At 60.3% G+C, this 20,335-nt stretch carries 22 protein-coding genes; 18 read left to right on the forward strand and 4 right to left on the reverse strand.

The genetic code is table 11. The features are described from left to right. Positions 1-174 precede the first annotated feature (174 nt). Positions 175-483, forward strand: coding sequence for a divalent-cation tolerance protein CutA (gene cutA, locus BUA42_RS15240; RefSeq protein ID WP_072779146.1), 309 nt, complete (start codon positions 175-177; stop codon positions 481-483). Between the two features lie 28 nt (positions 484-511). Here cutA and BUA42_RS15245 read toward each other — a convergent pair whose 3' ends face one another. Beyond that, a complete protein-coding gene (locus BUA42_RS15245) occupies positions 512-1,813 on the reverse strand; it encodes a PQQ-dependent sugar dehydrogenase (RefSeq protein WP_072779356.1) in 1,302 nt (433 codons plus the stop codon). Between the two features lie 199 nt (positions 1,814-2,012). On the opposite strand from BUA42_RS15245, the gene BUA42_RS15250 reads away from it, so the two are divergent. From BUA42_RS15250 to BUA42_RS15305, 12 genes are all read left to right on the forward strand, one after another. Further along, entirely contained in the window at positions 2,013-2,774 is a 762-nt protein-coding gene (locus BUA42_RS15250; protein WP_072779147.1) for a 23S rRNA (adenine(2030)-N(6))-methyltransferase RlmJ, read from the forward strand. Further along, positions 2,771-3,457, forward strand: a complete 687-nt coding sequence (locus BUA42_RS15255; protein WP_072779148.1) for a hypothetical protein — start codon at positions 2,771-2,773, stop codon at positions 3,455-3,457. Before BUA42_RS15250 ends, BUA42_RS15255 begins: the two co-directional genes overlap by 4 nt. A 41-nt stretch (positions 3,458-3,498) precedes the next feature. After that, the gene (locus tag BUA42_RS15260) at positions 3,499-3,936 is read left to right on the forward strand and encodes a tellurite resistance TerB family protein (protein WP_072779149.1); all 438 of its coding nucleotides are present in this window, start codon (positions 3,499-3,501) and stop codon (positions 3,934-3,936) included. Beyond that, positions 3,933-4,694, forward strand: coding sequence for a phosphate/phosphite/phosphonate ABC transporter substrate-binding protein (locus BUA42_RS15265; RefSeq protein ID WP_072779150.1), 762 nt, complete (start codon positions 3,933-3,935; stop codon positions 4,692-4,694). Before BUA42_RS15260 ends, BUA42_RS15265 begins: the two co-directional genes overlap by 4 nt. Positions 4,695-4,805: 111 nt before the next feature. Beyond that, positions 4,806-5,579 carry an ABC transporter ATP-binding protein gene (locus BUA42_RS15270; RefSeq protein ID WP_072779151.1) on the forward strand — a complete coding sequence of 258 codons (774 nt, stop codon included), beginning with the start codon at positions 4,806-4,808 and terminating at the stop codon, positions 5,577-5,579. Between the two features lie 26 nt (positions 5,580-5,605). Further along, on the forward strand, positions 5,606-6,334 hold the full coding sequence (locus BUA42_RS15275; RefSeq protein ID WP_072779152.1) for a transporter substrate-binding domain-containing protein: 729 nt from the start codon (positions 5,606-5,608) through the stop codon (positions 6,332-6,334). 81 nt (positions 6,335-6,415) lie between these two features. Then, the gene (locus BUA42_RS15280) at positions 6,416-7,300 is read left to right on the forward strand and encodes an ABC transporter permease (protein ID WP_178346920.1); all 885 of its coding nucleotides are present in this window, start codon (positions 6,416-6,418) and stop codon (positions 7,298-7,300) included. 91 nt (positions 7,301-7,391) lie between these two features. Further along, positions 7,392-8,198, forward strand: a complete 807-nt coding sequence (locus BUA42_RS15285; protein ID WP_072779357.1) for an ABC transporter permease — start codon at positions 7,392-7,394, stop codon at positions 8,196-8,198. An 82-nt stretch (positions 8,199-8,280) separates the two neighbouring features. Then, positions 8,281-9,615: a glutamine synthetase family protein gene (locus tag BUA42_RS15290; protein WP_072779358.1), complete on the forward strand. Its 1,335-nt coding sequence runs from the start codon at positions 8,281-8,283 to the stop codon at positions 9,613-9,615. Between the two features lie 62 nt (positions 9,616-9,677). Next, positions 9,678-10,361 carry a type 1 glutamine amidotransferase gene (locus tag BUA42_RS15295; RefSeq protein WP_072779154.1) on the forward strand — a complete coding sequence of 228 codons (684 nt, stop codon included), beginning with the start codon at positions 9,678-9,680 and terminating at the stop codon, positions 10,359-10,361. Next, positions 10,358-11,722, forward strand: a complete 1,365-nt coding sequence (locus tag BUA42_RS15300) for a glutamine synthetase family protein (protein WP_072779155.1) — start codon at positions 10,358-10,360, stop codon at positions 11,720-11,722. The genes BUA42_RS15295 and BUA42_RS15300 overlap by 4 nt, the downstream gene beginning before the upstream one ends. A 53-nt stretch (positions 11,723-11,775) precedes the next feature. Continuing rightward, positions 11,776-13,080, forward strand: a complete 1,305-nt coding sequence (locus BUA42_RS15305) for an NAD(P)/FAD-dependent oxidoreductase (RefSeq protein WP_072779156.1) — start codon at positions 11,776-11,778, stop codon at positions 13,078-13,080. Positions 13,081-13,108: 28 nt separating this feature from the next. On the opposite strand, the gene BUA42_RS15310 is transcribed toward BUA42_RS15305, so the two are convergent. Next, the gene (locus BUA42_RS15310; protein ID WP_072779157.1) at positions 13,109-13,573 is read right to left on the reverse strand and encodes a GatB/YqeY domain-containing protein; all 465 of its coding nucleotides are present in this window, start codon (positions 13,571-13,573) and stop codon (positions 13,109-13,111) included. 178 nt (positions 13,574-13,751) lie between these two features. On the opposite strand from BUA42_RS15310, the gene carA reads away from it, so the two are divergent. Together carA and BUA42_RS15320 are read left to right on the forward strand one after the other, a co-directional pair. Further along, entirely contained in the window at positions 13,752-14,921 is a 1,170-nt protein-coding gene (gene carA, locus BUA42_RS15315; protein ID WP_072779158.1) for a glutamine-hydrolyzing carbamoyl-phosphate synthase small subunit, read from the forward strand. Positions 14,922-14,984: 63 nt separating this feature from the next. Beyond that, complete coding sequence (locus tag BUA42_RS15320; protein ID WP_072779159.1) at positions 14,985-16,781, forward strand: glycosyltransferase; 1,797 nt, start codon at positions 14,985-14,987, stop codon at positions 16,779-16,781. Here BUA42_RS15320 and BUA42_RS15325 read toward each other — a convergent pair. Then, positions 16,778-17,428 (reverse strand): GntR family transcriptional regulator, encoded by a 651-nt coding sequence (locus BUA42_RS15325; RefSeq protein WP_072779160.1) that lies wholly within the window; start codon positions 17,426-17,428, stop codon positions 16,778-16,780. The genes BUA42_RS15320 and BUA42_RS15325 overlap by 4 nt on opposite strands. Before the next feature lie 102 nt (positions 17,429-17,530). Here BUA42_RS15325 and BUA42_RS15330 point away from each other — a divergent pair, with 102 nt between their 5' ends. From BUA42_RS15330 to BUA42_RS15340, 3 genes are all read left to right on the forward strand, one after another. Then, positions 17,531-18,175 (forward strand): pyrimidine 5'-nucleotidase, encoded by a 645-nt coding sequence (locus BUA42_RS15330; RefSeq protein WP_072779359.1) that lies wholly within the window; start codon positions 17,531-17,533, stop codon positions 18,173-18,175. A gap of 87 nt (positions 18,176-18,262) precedes the next feature. After that, a complete protein-coding gene (locus BUA42_RS15335) occupies positions 18,263-18,493 on the forward strand; it encodes a hypothetical protein (RefSeq protein ID WP_072779161.1) in 231 nt (76 codons plus the stop codon). Between the two features lie 81 nt (positions 18,494-18,574). Then, positions 18,575-19,771 carry a UbiH/UbiF family hydroxylase gene (locus tag BUA42_RS15340; RefSeq protein ID WP_072779162.1) on the forward strand — a complete coding sequence of 399 codons (1,197 nt, stop codon included), beginning with the start codon at positions 18,575-18,577 and terminating at the stop codon, positions 19,769-19,771. Here the strand turns inward: BUA42_RS15340 and msrB are convergent. After that, positions 19,768-20,241, reverse strand: a complete 474-nt coding sequence (gene msrB / locus BUA42_RS15345; protein WP_072779163.1) for a peptide-methionine (R)-S-oxide reductase MsrB — start codon at positions 20,239-20,241, stop codon at positions 19,768-19,770. The genes BUA42_RS15340 and msrB overlap by 4 nt on opposite strands. Positions 20,242-20,335: the final 94 nt, after the last annotated feature.

Raw genomic sequence — 20,335 nt, forward strand, 5'->3', positions numbered from 1 at the left:
GCGCTTTATCCCGGCCAAACCCGCGCGCAGAACGAACGTTTTGCCTAGCCCAACCAAATCGCCAGCCCGTCCGGGCGGCCTGGCGATGGCGCGGCCCCTTCGGTGCTATTCGCGCCTTGGCGCTGCGCTTATCGCTGGCGTAGGGTGGGTTTCCAACCCACCAAAAGGCCTGCCATGCCCCTTCTCTCCTACACGACGCTCGACGATGACCAAACTGCGAAAGCCCTCGCCCGCAAAGTGGTCGAGGCGAAACTGGCAGCGTGTGTGCAAATCCAGCCCATCACCTCGGTCTACGAGTGGAACGGCATACAGGAAGAGGCGGAAATCCGGGTGATGTTCAAAACGAGCCGCGCGGCGTATCCGAAGCTCAAGGACCTGATCCTGCGCGAGCACCCCTATGACGAACCGGCGCTCTGGGTGGTTGAGATCGCGGATGGCTCGGAGAGCTTCCTGAACTGGATCGACGCGACGGCGACGGGATGAGCCCGAAGGCTCACCCCAGGTTCAGAGATCAGTTGGACGGCGGCGTGAGCTTGTGGATCTGGCCCTCGTCCACCGCCGTGTAGAGGCTGCCATCGGGGCCGAGCACGACCGAGCGGAAGCGCGCCGATTCCATTGGCAATGTCATCTCGGTCACGTCCTCCACGATGAGCGATCCGCCTTCTTCCACCAGATGGATCACGTCGATCCGCTGACCGATCGGCGTGCCGCCAAAGCCGATGCCCATGATGCCGACGACCATTGCGCCGTCCCAATCGCCCCAGGCCTCGCCTTCGAGGAAGGCCGCTGAGGACGTCCCCCGCGACCAGCCGTTGTTTTCCCAAATGGGGGGCATGGCGTCGGGATAGGTGTCGAAATCGGTCATCGGCATAAAGGCCGCGCGTTCGAAGCGGTTCATGCCTTCGTTCTGGTTGGGCATGTAGCCGCAATAGTTGTCCGGGCAGTCACCTCGTCCGGACATGTTCGGACGCGGGTCCCAGCCGCCATTGCCGCCGTTCACCAGCGGTGTGATCTCGTCCGAATGCCAGGGACCGTGCTCTGCCACGATGGGCTGGCCGGTTTCGGGATGAAACGCAATGCCCTGCACGTTCCGGTGGCCGTAAGTGAAGGTGCGCGGGTCGAACCCTTCGGGCGGTGCGTTGTCGGGCGCAGCGTTTCCGTCAGTGTCGATGCGGATGACCTTGCTGCCCATGATCGCCGGGCTTTGCGGCACCTCGCCATTATGGGTGTCACCGGTGGTCAGGTAGAGGAACCCGTCGGGACCAAAGCGCACCCGCCCCCCATTATGTGCGCCAGTGCCGCCGAACGGGTGATCCGACGCTGCGGTCTTGTACGGCACGTCGTCGACGATGTCGGTGCGGTCCGAGACGTTGGAGAAATCCTCGCTGACGGTGAGGCGCATCAGACGGTTGGTCTGCGGATCAGACAGGTTCGACGTGGAGTAGACATAGATGCGGCGGTTCTCTGCAAAATCAGGATCGACCGCGACACCGTTCATACCAGCTTGACCGTCGCAGAACAGATCCTCCGCCGTGCTGGCGTAGTCGCTGCTGCCCGACATGCCGAGCAAGGCGTTCACCTCTCCCGACGGCAAGCGGACGGACAGGCCATCGCATTTTTCGGTGAAGAACATCGTGCCATCTTCAAGGAACGCCATGTCCCAAGGGCTGTCTAGCTCATCCAAAACAACCGTGTGTTCCAGAGCGCTGGTGTTCATGCCGGTTTGTGCCAGAGCCGGCACCGTCAGAAACGCCGTACCTGCAAGAGCCGACGCGAGCCAGGACGCGGATCGGGTTCGAGTGCGTGTCAACATCATATCCTCCCAAAGTTGAACGAAGGCGCCGGACGCGGGTCCGCGCCTTCCGAAGCCCCGAGCATTTCGGGGACCGGGCAACACGCCGCCGATCACAAGATTACGCAACGTCAACCCAGCTCTGAAGAATTAGCCTTTTGCGGAGTCCGATCAATCTCTGCCTCTACCCGACAGGCGCATTCTCGCCTATCAGTGGGGGATGCTGTCCTATCAACATCTCTACCATGCCGGGAATGCCGCGGACGTTCACAAGCACGCACTGCTTGCCGTGGCGCTGGACTATCTCACCCGGAAGGACAAGCCGCTCACCTATATCGAGACCCATGCCGGCCGTGGTCTCTACGACCTCACCGCCCCTGAGGCGCTGAAAACCAATGAGGCGGCGCAAGGCATTGCCCGGCTGCGCGCCCATTTTGCGCCGGATCACCCGTACCGCAGGGCGCTCGATGCCCATGACCGGTATCCCGGGTCGCCTGCTATCGCCGGGGCTTTGCTGCGCCCGCAGGACACGCTGCATCTCGCAGAACTCCACCCGCAAGAGTACACCGCTTTGCGTGACAACCTCGCCGGGCCAAACGTGCATGTTTACCGACAGGACGGCCTCGAACTGGCGCAAAGCCTGTGCCCACCGACACCGCGACGCGGGTTGATGCTGGTCGATCCGTCCTACGAGGTGAAGGCAGAGTACGCGGCCTTGCCGAAATGGTTGGCCGCAATCACGCGGAAATGGAATGTCGGAACCGTCATGATCTGGTACCCGATCCTCACGTCGAACCTGCATGCGCCAATGCTCAAGGCACTGCGGGAGGCGCATCCGGACGCACTGACCCACGAGGTGGCATTCCCACCAGCGCGCGAGGGCCACCGGATGGTCGGTTCGGGTCTGTTCGTCGTGAACCCGCCCTACGGATTGGAGCCAGAGCTTCAGTCTCTCAGCAAACTATTCGACAAACTACGATGATCCGCGCCGCCGTTCTGTGTCTGCTATTGCCGCAGATCGCTTTCGCCGGTGAGATGAGACCGGTGTCGTTCGACAGCCTGCGAAGCCTGCCGCACAGGATCGAAACCTTCGACACTGTGCCGCGCACGCCCGAGCCGGGCATCGCCTTCGATTATCACTGGCGAGCACCGGGTTTGTCCGTCGCGGAGAGGCTGCTTGGCCAAAACGCAGTGGTGACAGAGACCGCACACGGGCGGTTCGATCGCCTGGCTGGGCACCCCAGTGCGCCGCCGCAGGTCACATCTGGGCAACCGGGCCACAACCTGACCATCGCCTATCACGAGGGGTTTCAATCCAACGCGCTGTTCCCCCTCGGCCCTGCCGGTTTCGCAAGTGCGGATGGGCGCGGTGAGGGAAGTATGGCTTTGGCCTTCGATGACCCGCAGTTCGCGTTTGGATTTCGACTGCATGCCGAATACCCCGACCCTCTGGGGCAGCGCCCGGAGCCACACACAGCACAGGTCACCTTTTACGATGCCGATGCGCGGCTATTGGCCCGTGTGACGCTTGGGTTGACCCACGGGGTCATGTCGCTGGGATGGCGCAACGACGACGGCGTTGCAGCTGTGACCATCGAGACCACCGACCCCGGTGGGATCGCAATCGATGACATTCTGTTCGCCGTCAAAGACCTCTCGGGCTAAAACCCATTGGCGAAGCAGCGGGTCCGGCATATATCACCCTCATGTTTGGTGAATTCCTGAAGCGGCTGACCGCGCCCGACCCCGCCCCTTTGCCCGATTCCGACGCCCGTTTGGCCCTGACGGCCTTGCTTGTGCGTGTCGCGCGAACCGACGGCAATTACGATCAGAGTGAAAAGTCCCGTATCGACAAGATCGCGTCGGCCCGGTACGGCCTGTCGCCATTCGAAGCGACCAAGCTGCGCAGTGATGCTGAGGTGCTGGAAGATGAAGCGCCGGATACGGTGCGCTTTACGTCTGCCATCAAGGACGCCGTGCCTTACGAAGACCGGATCGGCGTCATAGAGGCGCTGTGGCAGGTCGTTCTGGCAGACGGTGTGCGCGAGGCGGAAGAGGATGCATTGTTGCGTTTGGTCTCCAAACTGCTTGGCATCAACGACCGCGACAGCGCGCTTGCCCGCCAACGCGTCGAGAACGCATGACAATAGCCAGCCTGCCGATGTACTGGCGGGCTGAGAACGCAGAGATGTGGCGGGCGTTCTGGTCGGTGTTACAAGATTGCGCAGCGGAGGAAGGCATTGCCTTGCCCAATCTGACACCGCCGAATGATCTCCCGTCCGATCTGTACGCGCATTGGACGGCACCGGACCTTGCCCTGTCGATGACCTGCGGCCTGCCCTTCCGCACTGCGTTGAAGGGAAAGGTCCAGTACATCGGGACGTTGGACTTCAACTTGGACTGCCCCGCAGGGCACTATTATTCCTGCGTCATCGCGGGCTCTGATTCAAACGTCATGACGCGAACGGGCAACCTGCGACTTGCCTACAATGCCGCCGACAGCCAGTCGGGATGGGCAGTGTCGCAAAGCGAGCGGCCATTCGCCCGTCCACCGCGTTTTTCCGGGTTTCTTGAAACCGGGTCGCACGCGACTTCGCTTGCGGCCGTTGCCGAAGGACGGGCCGATATCGCCTATATCGATGCGGTCACATGGCGGCTGCTGGAGCGCTTTGACCCCCGCGCGCAGCAAGTTCATGTACTTGGCCACACGGATGCGACGCCGGGATTGCCGCTCATCGCCGCGAAGGGCGTTGACCCGGCACCCCTGCGTTCCGCCCTGGGCGCCGCGACGACGGGTTTCACGCCAGAGGACCCGTATCTCATGGGTGGACCAATGGCGTTTTGCGTGTTGGAGGAAGCGCAATACCATACGCTGCCTAATCCGGCGCCACCGCCTGCCTGACGCATCGTCACTTTGCCAGTCCTGATGCCAATCGCTGGTTTTCGTTTGCATAAAGACAGGTTTTGGCGTCAAGGTCGCCCGCGACGTTAGCGAAACAATGAACGCCGCCCAGTGACAGACACCCCCGTCCTCGACATTCGGAACCTGCACAAGCAGTACGGCACCCTTGAGGTTATCAAGGGCGTCGATATCTCGGCGCATCGCGGGGACGTCGTGTCCCTGATCGGCTCCTCCGGGTCGGGCAAATCCACGATCCTGCGCTGCGCCAATTTGCTGGAGGACAGCCAGCAGGGCGACATTCTGTTCAAAGGTGAAGCGGTGTCGTGGAAAGGCTCGGGTCTTGGTCGGCATCCGAGCGACCCGAAACAGGTTCTGCGGATCCGCACCAACCTCAGCATGGTGTTCCAGCAGTTCAATCTGTGGTCCCACATGACGATCCTGCAGAACGTGATGGAAGCGCCGCTCACCGTGTTGGGTCGCGACCGGTCCGAAGTCGAACAGGCCGCGCGCGGCTATCTCGACAAGGTGGGCATCGGTGACAAATGCGATGTCTATCCGGCGCAGCTTTCCGGCGGTCAGCAGCAGCGAGCAGCCATCGCGCGGGCGCTTTGCATGGAGCCGGAAGCGCTTTTGTTCGACGAACCCACGTCGGCGCTCGATCCCGAGCTCGAACAGGAGGTGGTCAAGGTCATCAAGGATCTCGCCGCCGAAGGCCGCACGATGCTGATCGTCACGCATGACATGAAACTGGCCCGCGATGTGAGCAACCACGTCGTGTTCCTGCATCAGGGTCTCATCGAAGAAGAAGGCGCGCCCGACACCGTGTTCGGCGCGCCCAAATCAGAACGGCTTCGGGGGTTTCTCTCCTCCACAATGGCCGAATAACCACTCAAAATCAGGGAGTAACCACCATGAAAACCATCCTTTTGGGCACTGCCGCTCTGGCCATCACGGCCACCGTCGCGCTTGCGGGCAGCCATTCGGTCGTCCGCATGGGCACCGAAGGCGCCTACCCTCCGTACAATTTCATCAACGATGCCGGTGAAGTGGACGGGTTTGAGCGTGAACTCGGCGATGAGCTTTGCGCGCGGGCCGAACTGACCTGCGAATGGGTCACGAACGAATGGGACAGCATCATCCCCAATCTCGTATCGGGCAACTACGACACCATCATCGCAGGCATGTCGATCACAGACGAGCGCGATGAAGTCATTGATTTCACACAAAACTACACCCAGCCCGACCCGTCCGCCTACCTCGCCCTCGAAGGTGCGGATGTCGACTTCGAAGGCGGCGTGATCGCGGCGCAGGCAGGCACCATTCAGGCGGCGCATATCGCGTCCTCCGGTGCGACGCTTGTCGAGTTTGCCACACCGGACGAAACGATTGCCGCCGTCCGCAGCGGTGAGGCCGACGCTGTCCTCGCTGACAAAGGCTACCTGACGCCGATCGCCGAAGAGAACGCCGACGTGGCGATCGTGGGCGAAGACGTGCTGCTTGGCGGCGGCATCGGCATGGGTGTCCGCGAAAGTGACACAGAGCTGCGCGACAAGTTCTCTGCCGCGATTCAGAGCATGAAGGATGACGGCTCCCTCAACGCGCTGATTGAAAAGTGGCTGCCCGGCTCGGCCACGTTCTAAGCACTACGGTCGAAGGGGGCGCCACCCTGTCCCCTTCTTCTTTTTCCAAATATGCCACTCTGACCGCGCCAGAGGCTCGCCATCTTCAGCTTTTGCACAGACCCCGACACGCTCGATAGCCTCCGCTGGATGGCGTGTTACCTCACGACCGGAAAGCACATGGCGTTCTACTGGTCGTTCGGCACCGTGCTTTTGCTGTTGGCCATCACGGCCCCTGCGGCGCTGGCATTCGGGTTCGGCGGCGCGTCGATGGCACGGTCGAAAATCGCGCCTCTGCGCTGGTTCGGCAAAGGCTATATCTCCGTGGTGCGCGGTGTGCCGGATATCGCGTTTTTCCTGTTCTTCGTGTTGGCACTCGACATCTTTTTCGAATGGCTGCGGCACGAATGGAAATGTCCGGAGTGGACCGACAACATTTGGCAAGGCAATGATTTCGTCGTCTGCGACATCGCCAAACTGCCGCTCGGCAATGCCCCGCAATGGGTACATGAAACCTACGGGTTCTTCCTTGCCGTCCTGACCTTCGCCATCGTGTTCGGCGCATTTGCGGCCAATGTGCTTTATGGCGCGATGCGCGCTGTCCCCCGCACCCAGCTGGAAACAGCCGAGGCTTACGGGATGACCCAGCGCCAGGTCTATTGGCGCATTCTCGTGCCGCAAATGTGGGTCTTTGCGTTGCCTGGCCTGTCGAACCTTTGGATGGTCCTTATCAAAGCGACACCCCTTCTTTTTCTTCTTGGCGTCGAGGATATCGTTTACTGGGCACGAGAACTTGGCGGCGCGAAAACCGCGCGCTTCACGGACTACCCGCATCCTGACTGGCGGATGTGGTATTTCCTGTTTCTGTTGGTCTTCTACCTCGCCTTCACGCGGGTGTCAGAGATCGTGCTCGACAAGCTGATGCTGAAGCTCACGCATGGGCAGGCCACCATGGCTGGCGAAGCGCAGCGAAAGGCAGCGGCATGATCCCTCTTTCTGCATCGTCCCAATGGAGTCGGAGCGCGCCCGCTTTGCGAACGCTGCCACAGGCGCGGTGCCTCATACGGAGGCCCCGAGCATGAGTTGCTGGGAGACCATCGCCGACTACGGATTGCGTTCCATCGGGATCGGTGAACGTATGTTGCCGCGCGAGGGCTTCACTCTTTGTCAGCAATTCACGCTCATCGGCTCGGGGATGATCTGGAACATCTATTTCGGTGTTGTGGCGTTGTGTGCCGGGTTCTTTTTGGCAACTGCGGTGGCGCTTGGAAAGGCGTCCAACAACTGGCTGATTCAGAAGACGAGCGCTTGGTTCATTTTTGTCTTCCGGGGCTCGCCCCTCTTTATCCAGTTCTTCTTCGCTTATTTCCTGTTTCTCACGTTGAAGCCGGTGTCGCCGTTCTTTGATCCGTTCACCTCTGCGTGGCTCGGCGCGCTGATCGTCCTGTTTTTGAACACCGCCGCATATTCCGGAGAGATCTTTTTCGGCGCGCTGCAATCCGTGCCCAAAGGCGACATTGAAGCGGCGGATGCGTATGGCATGTCCGGGTGGTCACGGTTCAAACGGATCACATGGCCGACGATGCTGCGGCTGGCGTGGCCCGGTTACACGAACGAAGCGATCTTTTTGTTCCACGCCACGACACTTGTCTACTTTTCCGGCTTCCCGGCATGGCAGCAGAGGGGCGACGCGCTTTACTACGCGAATTTCTTTGCCGACAAGACGTTCAACCCGTTCATCCCCTACCCGATCCTTGCGTTCTATTTCATCCTGCTGACGTTGTGCATCATCGGTGTGTTCGGCTTGATCAATCGTCGCCTCAATCGTCATCTTCCGCAGGACGCGCGAACGAAGATGAAGCTCAAGATGAACGTCATCCGCTGAATTCCCCTTGCGTCGCGCTGTGTCGGGCGCCTATCTCTGAATTTGATCAAATTTTCACATCATGGTTCCCATGGATACCCATATTCGAAATTGGCTTCGCAAAAATCCCGAGGTGCGCACGATCCGCGTCGCGGCTTCGGACCTGAATGGTCAGGCGCGGGGCAAGCGTGTTCCGGCGAGGTTCGCAGACAAGGCCATCGAGGGCGGAACGCGGTTTCCGCTCTCGGTGCTGAACCTCGACATCTGGGGCGAAGATATCGACGACAGCCCGCTCGTCTTCGAAGCGGGCGATGCAGACGGAGTGCTCTGGCCGACCGGGCGCGGGTTCGTTCCCATGCCATGGCTTGAAGCACCCAGCGCGCTCTTGCCGCTCTGGATGTATCACGACAGTGGCAAGCCCTACGCCGGAGACCCCCGCCATGCGTTGAATACGGTGGTGCAGCGCTACAAGGCGCGCGGGCTGACACCGGTAGTAGCAATGGAGCTTGAATTCTTCCTGATCGACGACAGCACACGCAACCTGCAGGTGCCCGCCTCTCCGCGGTCGGGCAAGCGGCGCAAAGCCGGTGAGATCCTGTCGATCCGCCTGATCGACCAGTTCGACCGCTTCTTCACCGATCTCTACGATGCCTGCGAAGCGATGGACATTCCGGCTGATACTGTGATTTCCGAGGCCGGGCTCGGCCAATTCGAAATGAACCTGATGCATTGTGACGACGCCTTGCGTGCGGCGGATGATGCGTGGCTCTTCAAGATGCTGGTCAAGGGACTTGCGCGCCGTCACGGCTTTGCGGCGTCTTTCATGGCGAAACCCTATCCGGACTATTCCGGTTCGGGCATGCATACGCATTTCTCGCTTCTGGATGAGGACGGGAACAACGTCTTCGACGATGGTGGGCCAAAGGGCACGGACACACTCCGACACGCCATCGCGGGCTGCATGAACGGTATGTATGACAGCACACTGCTCTTCGCGCCGCATATGAACAGCTATGACCGCCTCGTTCCGGGATCGCACGCACCGACCGGGATCGCCTGGGCCTACGAGAACCGCACAACCGCGATCCGCGTGCCATCGGGCAGCCCGGCAGCGCGTCGGATCGAACATCGTGTGGCAGGCGGCGATGTAAACCCGTACCTGACGCTTGCGGTCATCCTCGGCGCGGCGCTCACCGGGATCGAAGATGCAAAAGATCCGCCTGAACCGGTCAAAGGCAACGCCTACGCGCTCGATCTGCCGCGCATTCCAGGCGACTGGCCGACCGCCGTCGCCGCGTTCGAGAAAAGCACCCTGATGCCTCGCATTTTCGATCCTGAACTGATCCGAAACCTGGTTCTGACGAAGACCCAGGAAATCCACTACATGAACGAGCTCACACCCGCCGAACGGGTGGAGATCTACCTCGACACGGTATGACCGCCGCCTTGCCGTAAGGCAAAGCATCACTTAACTCTTTGACTGAACCCCTTTGGTGACACATGAAAATCGGGATCCTGCAAACCGGCCTTGCGCCTGATGAGCTTGTCGATGACTTCGGCGAGTATCCGGCTTTTTTTGAAAGGCTGCTCGACGGCAACGGCTTCACCTTCCAGAGCTGGTCGGTGGTGCAGCACGTCTTTCCCGATGGTCCGGAAGACGCCGATGGCTGGCTGATCACCGGATCGAAACACGGTGCTTACGAGGATCACGACTGGATCCCACCTCTGGAGCAACTCATCCGCGATATCGTCGCGGCGGAACGGCCGCTGATCGGCGTCTGCTTCGGCCACCAGATCATCGCGCAGGCACTCGGCGGCAAGGTCAACAAATTCGAAGGCGGCTGGGTCGTCGGCCAGCACCACTATACGATCGGTGACGAGGTACTGACCTTTAATGCCTGGCATCAGGATCAGGTGATCGAAGCCCCGCAAGGGGCCGAGGTTGTCGGGACCAGCAACTATTGCGCCAATGCCGCCCTGCTTTATCCCGGCAAGGCATTCACCGTGCAACCGCATCCGGAGTATGGCGACGATTTCATTCAGGGTCTAATCGATACGCGCGGCAAAGGCGTGGTGCCAGACGATCTGATGGAGGCCGCGCAGACCCGTATGGGCCAACCGCTCAGCAACCAGCGCATGGCCCGACAATTCGCCACCTTTTTCCGCGAAGGACGTCTCTCATGAATGACTGGACAGTGAACCTTCCCGATCCGGCCGCGCTTTATCTGCAAGGCAAGCGGTTGGACGAGGTGGAATGCGTGATCGCGGACCTGCCGGGCATCGCGCGAGGCAAAGCGGTGCCTGCCTCAAAGTTCGCGCGCCAGAAGTATTTTCATTTGCCGGACTCGATCTTCTTTCAGACCATCACTGGCGACTGGGGCGAAGCCGCTGACGACGCCGATGGCGGTTTCATTGAACGTGACATGATCCTGAAGCCGGACATGAGCACCGCGACCGCCGCACCTTGGACGGGCGACTGGACATTGCAGGTCATTCACGATGCCTTTGATCGCAAGGACCGACCCGTGCCCTACGCGCCCCGCAACGTTTTGAAACGAGTGGTTCAACTCTATCGTAATCAGGGATGGGAACCGGTCGTCGCACCCGAAATGGAATTCTTCCTGACCGCCCGCAACCTCGATCCGGCAAAACCGATCGAGCCCATGATGGGGCGTTCGGGCCGCCCCGCGGCGGCGCGCCAGGCATACTCGATGACCGCCGTTGACGAGTTCGGCCCGGTTATCGACGACATCTACGACTTCGCCGAAGCGCAAGGATTCGAGATCGACGGCATCACGCAGGAAGGCGGAGCCGGGCAGCTTGAAATCAACCTGCGCCACGGCGATCCGGTCAAGCTTGCCGACGAGGTGTTCTACTTCAAGCGACTGATCCGAGAAGCGGCTCTACGGCATGATTGCTTTGCGACCTTCATGGCGAAGCCGATCGAGAACGAACCTGGCAGTGCCATGCATATCCACCATTCGATCATGGACATGGAGACAGGGCGGAACCTGTTCTCGGGCCCGCAGGGTGGCGAGACGGATGCGTTCTTTCATTTCATCGGTGGCCTGCAAACGTATATGCCAGCGGCGATTGCGGTGATCGCGCCATACGTGAACAGCTACCGCCGCTACGTGAAAGAACACGCCGCGCCGATCAATCTGGAATGGGGTCGGGACAACCGGACCACCGGTATCCGCATTCCTCTTTCCGGCCCCGAAAGCCGCCGGGTGGAAAACCGTCTCGCGGGGATGGATTGCAATCCGTATCTTGGGATCGCGGCGTCGCTGGCCTGCGGCTATCTCGGCTTGATGGAGGAGCGTCGCCCGTCCAAGCAATTCAAAAGCGATGCGTATGAGGGCGATGCAGATATCCCTCAGGTTCTTGGACAAGCGCTGCTGTTGTTTGACGAGGCCAAAGCGCTGCACGATGTGCTTGGCCCAGAATTCTGCCGCGTCTACGCGATCGTCAAACGCGCGGAATACGAGGAATTCCTGCAGGTCATTTCTCCGTGGGAGCGGGAACACCTGTTGTTGAACGTGTGACACTTGGGGGCTCTGCCCCCAAACCCCCGAGATATTTTTGAACCAGAGAAGATATGAACCTGCTTTTCAGCAACGACCGGCGCGGTGAATATCCCCAAAGCTGGTACGCAGCGACCGCGACGCCGCTGGATCCGTTCCCACCATTGGGAGGCGCCACAAAGGCCGATGTCTGCATAATCGGTGCAGGCTTCACCGGTCTCTCGGCAGCGTTGCATCTGGCTGAGATGGGTGCGGATGTCGTTCTTCTTGACGCGCACCGGGTCGGCTTCGGCGCTTCGGGTCGAAACGGCGGCCAGTTGGGATCGGGTCAGAGGCAGGACCAGATCACACTCGAGAAGATGGTGGGGAAAGAGGCTGCGCGTCGGCTTTGGGACCTCGGCGAGGATGCGAAAGCGCTTGTGCGCCAACTGGTGCAGACCCATCAGATCGACTGCTACCTGAAAGACGGTATTGCCTGGGCCGGATCACGCCGCTCCGAAGTGGACGAGCTACATGGCTATGCCGAGCACCTGCAAAAACGCTATGGCTACACCAAGATCAAACCGCTGGATTCCGAGGCTTTTCACGCACTCTGCCCGTCCCCGGACTACAAAGGCGGCACACTCGACATGGGCGCAGCGCATCTGCATCCGCTGCGGCTTACGCTGGGGCTGGCAAAGGCGGCTCAAACGGCAGGCGTCCGGATTCACGAGCGCAGCCATGTCCACGACATCAAACACGGGCAAAAAGTGACGGTGCGCACGGATGCGGGGCATGTCGAAGCTGATCACGTGATCCTCGCCGCCAATGGCTATCTCGGCTCGCTCGAACGGCGCGTCGCGTCGCGCGTCATGCCGATCAACAACTACGTTGTCGCGACCGAACCATTGGGCGACGCAGCCAAGAAGGTTCTGACACAGGACGTCGCTGTTGCGGATTCGCGTTTCGTTGTGAATTATTTCCGTCTGAGCCATGACAAGCGCCTGATTTTCGGCGGCGGTGAGACCTATGGCTACCGCTTTCCGAAAGGCATTTCGGCCTTGGTCCGCAAGCCCATGACCACCATCTTCCCGCATTTGCGCGATGTGAAGATTGACTACGCCTGGGGTGGCACACTGGCAATCACCATCAAACGTATGCCTTTCCTCACCCGGGTTCGCCCCAACATTCTGTCCGCCTCAGGCTATTCCGGGCACGGTGTCGGCAACGCCATTCAGGCCGGAAAACTTCTTGCCGAGGCCACCAGAGGACCCTCGGAGGGCTTTGCCGCTTTCAATGACATCCCGCACACGCCGTTTCCCGGCGGCGGCATGTTTCGCACGCCGATCCTGTCTCTGGCAATGTCATGGTACGCGATGCGGGATCGGCTGGGCGTCTGACGGCGACTGTCAGACGCGGCACAAGACCTCAGGCGTTCGACAACCGATCTTTCACCATCGGACCGACCGCGCCGAAATCCATCTGACCGGTGTATCTGGACTTCAAAGCGCCCATGACGCGGCCCATGTCACGGATCGAGGACGCACCGGTCTCGGTCACGGCAGCGTCAATTGCGCCCGCCACTTCGTCATCGGAGAGTTTGCGCGGCAGAAATTCCTCGATCACCTCAATTTCCGCCAGTTCCCGCTCGGCAAGATCAAGCCGCCCACCCTCTTCGTAGGTGGTCGCCGATTCCTTGCGCTGCTTGGCCATTTTATCAAGGATCGCAAGCACTTCGGCGTCAGAGACCCCATCGTCATTGCCAGTGCCGCGCGCCGCGATATCGCGGTCCTTGATGGCGGCGTTGACCAGGCGAAGCGTTGAAAGACGCGCGCTGTCCTTGTCGCGCATCGCCTGCTTGATCGACGTGGTAATCCGTGTGCGAAGGTCCATGACGTCCCATCCTCGGGTTGTTCGAAGGCGCACATTACGAAAAGCCCCGCTGGGACGCAAGCCAACACGCGCCTACCTAAATCTTTGTTTTTATTGAAAATCGCAATTCCTCTGGAACCTTGACCACAGGCCTGCGCCCCCGTAGGTTCCGGTCGATTTTACCCAGCGGAGTCGCGCCATGTCCCAGCTTTCGAATGACACACCTACGGCCTGTCTCGCGCTGGCGGACGGGACGATCTTCTACGGTCAGGGCTTTGGTGCAACGGGCACGGCGGTGGCGGAGCTGTGCTTCAACACCGCGATGACCGGGTATCAGGAAATCATGACAGACCCGTCCTACGCGGGACAGATCGTGACCTTTACCTTCCCCCATATCGGCAATGTCGGCGTGAACCCGGATGACGATGAAACCGGCGATCCGGTTGCCGAAGGCATGGTTGTCAAATGGATGCCGACGCAAAGCTCGAACTGGCGCGCGACGCAGGAACTCGGTGAATGGTTGTCCGCGCGCGGGCGTATTGCAATTGGGGGTGTCGATACACGGCGCCTGACCCGCGCGATCCGCCAGCAAGGTGCGCCCCATGTCGCGCTGGAGCATAACCCAGAGGGCAAGTTCGATCTGGAAGCGCTGGTCGAGAAAGCCCGAGCATTCCCCGGCCTTGAAGGTCTCGACCTCGCCAAGGATGTCACATGCGCGCAATCCTACCGTTGGGACGAGATGCGCTGGGCGTGGCCTGACGGTTATGCACGGCAGACCGATCCGAAGCACAAGGTCGTGGCAATCGACTATGGCGCGAAGCGTAACATTCTGCGGTGTCTGGCGAGCGCGGGCTGCGATGTAACGGTGCTGCCTGCAACCGCAACGGCAGAGGACGTGCTGTCGCATTCCCCGGATGGCGTGTTTCTATCCAACGGTCCTGGTGATCCTGCCGCGACAGGGAAATACGCCGTGCCAATGATCCAACAGATTTTGAACGAGACGGATTTGCCGATGTTCGGAATCTGCCTTGGTCATCAGATGCTTGCGCTGGCGCTCGGTGCGAAAACAGTAAAGATGAACCACGGGCATCACGGGGCGAACCATCCGGTGAAGGAAATCGAGACCGGCAAGGTCGAGATCACCTCGATGAACCACGGGTTTGCGGTGGACAGCCAGACCCTGCCGACCGGAGTGCTGGAAACACATGTGTCCCTTTTCGACGGATCGAACTGCGGTATTCGGATGGAGGATCGGCCGGTTTTCTCGGTCCAGCAGCACCCCGAGGCCAGCCCTGGTCCACAGGACAGCTTCTATCTTTTCGAACGTTTCGCGGCTTCGATGGACCGCGAAAAGGCATCCAGCGCTTGACGGCATTAACGGTCATTTAACCGTTTAACGTCTTGATACCCCCGAGCTGCTCCCGGGGGTGACATGGTCCTGTCCGCACCAGAAAAATCGGCTTCGCCATTTGTGATGAAGCCAAGTGACCGGTTCGCCACCGAACCGCGTGAGACAGTGTCGCGTGAAGATCGCGTGATCGATCGCGCGACAGCGCTGGCATCGGCGCGGCGGCAACTCGATCCGGTGGATCATCCGCCAACACGCGATCTCGATCACGCCCTGTCACCGGAATTCTGCCTCGAAAACCTTGTGCTGCCCTGGGACAAGGTCGGCAGTGCGACACTTGTCGCCACGGCACATCGCGACTTTCCGGGACAGCTGCGCCATGTCGTGGAAGACGCGATCGGTCCGATCGTCTTTGCCTATCTGCCCGAAGCCGAACTTCAAAACGCGATCAGCGACGTCTTCGGCGAAGACCTTGTCGAACACGCGGAGTCACGCGTCGACAAGGACCTGAGCTGCCGCGACATCAACAAGATGACACTGCGAAGGGCCATTGCGGCAAGCCTGTTCTTCGGGGTCAGCCTCGCGTTGATCTTTCTGTTTCCACGTGCCTTCTTCATCGGGATCACGACAGTTGCGATCACCAATGTCGTGGCCTGTTCGCTGTTCAAGGTCGTGATGTTGTTCGTCGGCTACCGCAAACCCATCAAGAACCCGCAGGCCATTCCACTTGATGAACACCCAGTCGTCAGCATCATGGTACCGATGTATCGCGAGGAGAGGATCGCAAACGAACTGATCGCGCGGTTGAACCGGCTCACTTATCCCAAGGCGCTCATGGACGTGGTGCTGATTGTCGAGAAATTCGACAAGCACACCAAGCGTATGATCGAGGACCAGTCGCTGCCCAGTTGGATGCGGATGATCGAGGTTCCCGACGGGCGCATTCGGACCAAGCCACGCGCGCTGAACTACGCGTTCAAGTTCACGCGCGGCGACATTGTCGGCATTCTGGACGCTGAGGATGCGCCGGCGACAGATCAGATCGAGCGTGTGGTGGAAGCGTTCCACGCAGCGCCGAAAGAGGTCGCATGCGTGCAGGGCATCCTGGATTTCTACAACACCAGATCCAACTGGATTGCCCGGTGCTTCACTATCGAATACGCCACCTGGTTCCGTGTGATCCTCGCCGGTGCCGCGCGGATTGGTCTGCAGATTCCGCTCGGCGGCACCACGGTCTACCTGCGCCGCCACGCGCTGCAGGAGGTCGGCGCGTGGGATGCCCACAATGTCACCGAAGATGCTGATCTCGGCGTCCGCCTCGCCCGGTTCGGCTACCAGACAATCCTCTTGCCGACGGTCACCCGAGAGGAAGCGAACAACCGGATGATCCCGTGGATCAAGCAGCGATCGCGCTGGCTCAAGGGTTACATGATCACTTACATCGTCCACATGCGCAGACCTTTCCGCCATTGGCGCGAGGTCGGAACGAAGAAATTCGTGGGCTTTCAGCTGTTCTTCCTGACCAGCATCCTGCAATTCACCCTGGCCCCGGCACTCTGGTCCTTCTGGTTGGTGTTTTTCGGGCTATCGACGCCCTTCATGGACGTCTTCCCAAGCGACTGGATGAAGGGCCTTCTGGCCCTTTTTTTGATGACGGAACTCATCTCGCTGATGATTGGCTTCGCGGCAGTCGCGCGCACACAGCATGAAAAGCTGATGCAATGGGTGCCGATGATGATGTTCTACCACCCAATGGGTGTGTTCGCAGCGTACAAGGCGCTGGCAGAGTTGGTCATGAACCCGTTTTACTGGGACAAGACGAAACACGGCATGTCGTCACCCGACACGCCCGGTGGCGACATCCACAGTTCGGTCAACTAGCTGTTTTCGTGCGCCAGCGAGTCGAGCTTGAGGCGGGTCACGAAGGCCACCGAAATGTGGTCCCGCAGCGCCTGGTACGCCGCGTCCTCATCCCGTGCACTGATGGCATCGACGATGGCCTGGTGTTCGGCAAGGGCAATCTCTCCCCTACCCTGAGCGGCCAGAGATGTCGTGGCCATGAGCGCCATCGACCGATGCACAAGGTCGAGTTGCTGAACCAGAAAGCGGTTGTGCGAGGCGAGGTGAATTTGCTTGTGAAACCGTCGGTTGGCCCGTGCGAGCGCTGACGGGTCTTCCAGCAAGGCGCGGTCGGCTTCGACCATGTCGCGCAGGACTTGCACCTCTTCATCCGTGGCGTGGCGTGCCGCCAGCCGTGCGGCAAGGCCCTCAAGCTCTGTCCGAACGACATAAAGCTCTGCCATCTGGTTGTGATCAAGCGACGCCACGATAAGGGACCGCCCGTCTCGCGTCAGCAAGGACTGCGTCTCAAGCCGTTGTAAGGCTTCCCGGATCGGCGTCCGCGACATGCCAAAGCGCTCGGCCAGATCGCTTTCGACAAGGCGATCGCCGGGGCGGTACACGCCGACGTCAATCGCCTCAAGGATCGAGGTATACGCGTCCTTCTGCGGTGGCTTTGCATCTTTCATGTCACGTATCCTCCCAACGTCTTCAGAAGGATAGCGCCCTGACCCCAAAAGAGGCAAGCAGAGCCATTGCGCGCGGCACTGCCGGGCCCTACGTTCCGCAACATGGTGAAATCAGCCTTCAAACATGTGCGGCACTGGGTGTTCGATCTGGACAACACCCTTTACCCGCCAGCCATCCGCCTCTTCGATCAGATCGAAGTGCGTATGACCAAATTCGTGATGGATGCGTTGAACGTGACGCGGGCAGAGGCAGATCACCTCCGGGTCAAGTACTGGAAGCAGTACGGCACAACACTCAGCGGGCTGATGCAGGAACATGATGTCGATCCCGGACCATACCTTTACGAGGTGCACGATATCGACTTTTCGGTACTGCCCGAAGACCCTTACCTCGCCGATCTCATCAAGCAGCTTCCCGGCCGCAAGATCGTGTATACGAACGGCTCGGCCCCCTACGCCGAACGCGTGCTCGCAGCGCGCGGGTTGAACGGGATCTTCGACGCGATTTATGGGGTCGAACATGCAGACTTCAAACCAAAACCCGAGCGCGCCGCGTTCGAGCGCGTGTTTGGCCGCGATGGCGTGGATACGACAACCGCAGCGATGTTCGAAGATGAGCCGCGCAACCTGGCAGCACCGCATGACATGGGCATGCAGACGGTCCATGTCGCCGACGAACCGCATGATGCGCCGCATATCCATCACCATACCAATGACCTGGCCGCGTTTCTTGCGCGCTTGACGTGAGACCCGGAATTCGCGCTTGCGGCAATTTGACAGTTTTAGTCAGGCAATCGCCGACTATGTCCTCAATCAGAAAAAGAGGAGTATCAAATGTCTGTTTCCGATCCCGGGTTTTCCCGTGGCACCGCATCCGCGTTCGAACCCGTTATCGAGGCCATCAAAGAGGGCAAGCCGCAGGCAGTCTTCCTTTTGCTCGCTGTCCTGATAGCCGCGCTGGCATTCGCTGTTTCGCAATGGGGTCTTGTCGCGCTTAGCCTGACCGCGCTTGCGCTTGTGCCTGTGATCATGGTGGTACTTGTCCTCATAACCGTCGGGAAATAGACGCAACGGCACTCCTGACGCATCGCGCTTTGCCGGGTCTCGCGTTAAGCAGATACCGGACCACAGGTGAAGGATCTCGGCATGCAGTATGACATCGTCGTATCTGGCGGCGGCATTGCCGGTCTCGCAGCCGCCGCAGCGTTTGGTACTGAAGGCTACTCGGTCCTTTGTGTCGATCCGACACCGCCGGTCACAGACCGCGACGCGGATGGCGCGGACCTTCGCACGACAGCATTTCTGCAGCCCGCTCAAGCGTTTCTCGAAGAAATCGGACTGTGGTCGCATCTTGCAGACCATGCGATGCCGCTTCAGATTATGCGCATTGTGGATGCGGGGGGCGATACACCCACACCGCGGGTCAACAAGTCCTTTGACGCGTCTGATATCTCTGACCTCCCGTTCGGATGGAACTTGCCGAACTGGCTCCTACGACGGGAATTCGTCAAACACCTCGAACGCGTGCCCAATGTTGCTTTCAGGCCTGGCACATCGACAACATCGCTTTTCACCCGTGAGGCCGAGGCGCGCGTCGGGCTGAGCGATGGGACGAAAGTTCGCTGCAAACTGGTGATCGCCGCGGATGGGCGCGGGTCGCCAATGCGGCAGGCGGCGGGCATCGGGGTCCAGACCACACGGTTCGGCCAGAAAGCATTGGCCTTTGCTGTAACGCATCCGATCCCGCACGAGAATGTCTCGACCGAGATCCACCGGACGGGGGGGCCCTTCACCTTCGTACCGCTGCCCGACTTAGACGGTCGCCCGTCGTCCGCCATCGTCTGGATGGAGGAAGGCCCCAAGGCGCAGGCGCTGGCCGAGCTTGACGAGGCCGCATTCGAAGACGCGATGACAACACGGTCATGCAGCCTGTTCGGCCCGTTGAAACTGGCCTCGCGTCGCAGCATCTGGCCCATCATCAGTCAGCAGGCGGATCGATTGAGTGGTGAGCGGATCGCACTTGTCGCCGAAGCTGCACATGTTGTGCCGCCGATCGGGGCGCAGGGGCTGAACATGAGCCTGACCGACCTGCGTGTGCTGCGCGACCTGGCCCGCACACATGGCGACGACATCGGCAGCCGCAAGATGCTCGACGCATACCACAACAAGCGGATTGCCGACGTGCGGGCGCGCGTCGCGGGGATCACGCTGCTCAACCGGACATCGATGCTCAGCGCACAACCGCTGCGGGACTTGCGCGCCAAGGGATTGGACGCGCTCTACACCCTCAAACCGGTGCGCACATCGGTGATGCAGCTGGGACTGGGCGCGCGAGGCGCTTAGGCTGCGCGGAACGTCAGGCTCACCCCATTGATGCAATGCCGCTTGCCGGTAGTTTGCGGCCCATCGTCAAAGATGTGACCCAGATGACTGCCACAGCGCCGGCAGTGGCATTCCGTGCGCACCATAAAGAACGACCGGTCAGGCTTGGTTCCGATGGCATTACTCCGCGCCTGCCAGAAACTCGGCCATCCTGTGCCGCTGTCATATTTGTGCTCCGAGGAATAGAGCGGCAGGTCGCACCCTTTGCAGTGAAATATGCCAGCGCGCTTTTCATCGTTGAGCGGGGATGTGAATGCACGTTCAGTCCCCTCTTCCCGCATCACACGGTACTCAAGAGACGTCAGCATCGCCTTCCATTCGGCCTCGGATCGCGTCACTTCGAAATTGCCTTCCGCCGCGGCGATGGCTTTCGGTGACGCCGACAGCCCCAAAAAGGCCGCTGCACCTTGGAAAAAATTGCGCCTCAACATCGCATCCTCCTTCACTTGCCTTCAACATGGGGTCTCCAATGGGCAACGCGCAAGCAAAAGGCAGACACGATTGCGCGAGTCCCAACCGCATTCA

This window comes from Marivita hallyeonensis (assembly GCF_900129875.1).
Lineage (GTDB): Bacteria > Pseudomonadota > Alphaproteobacteria > Rhodobacterales > Rhodobacteraceae > Marivita > Marivita hallyeonensis.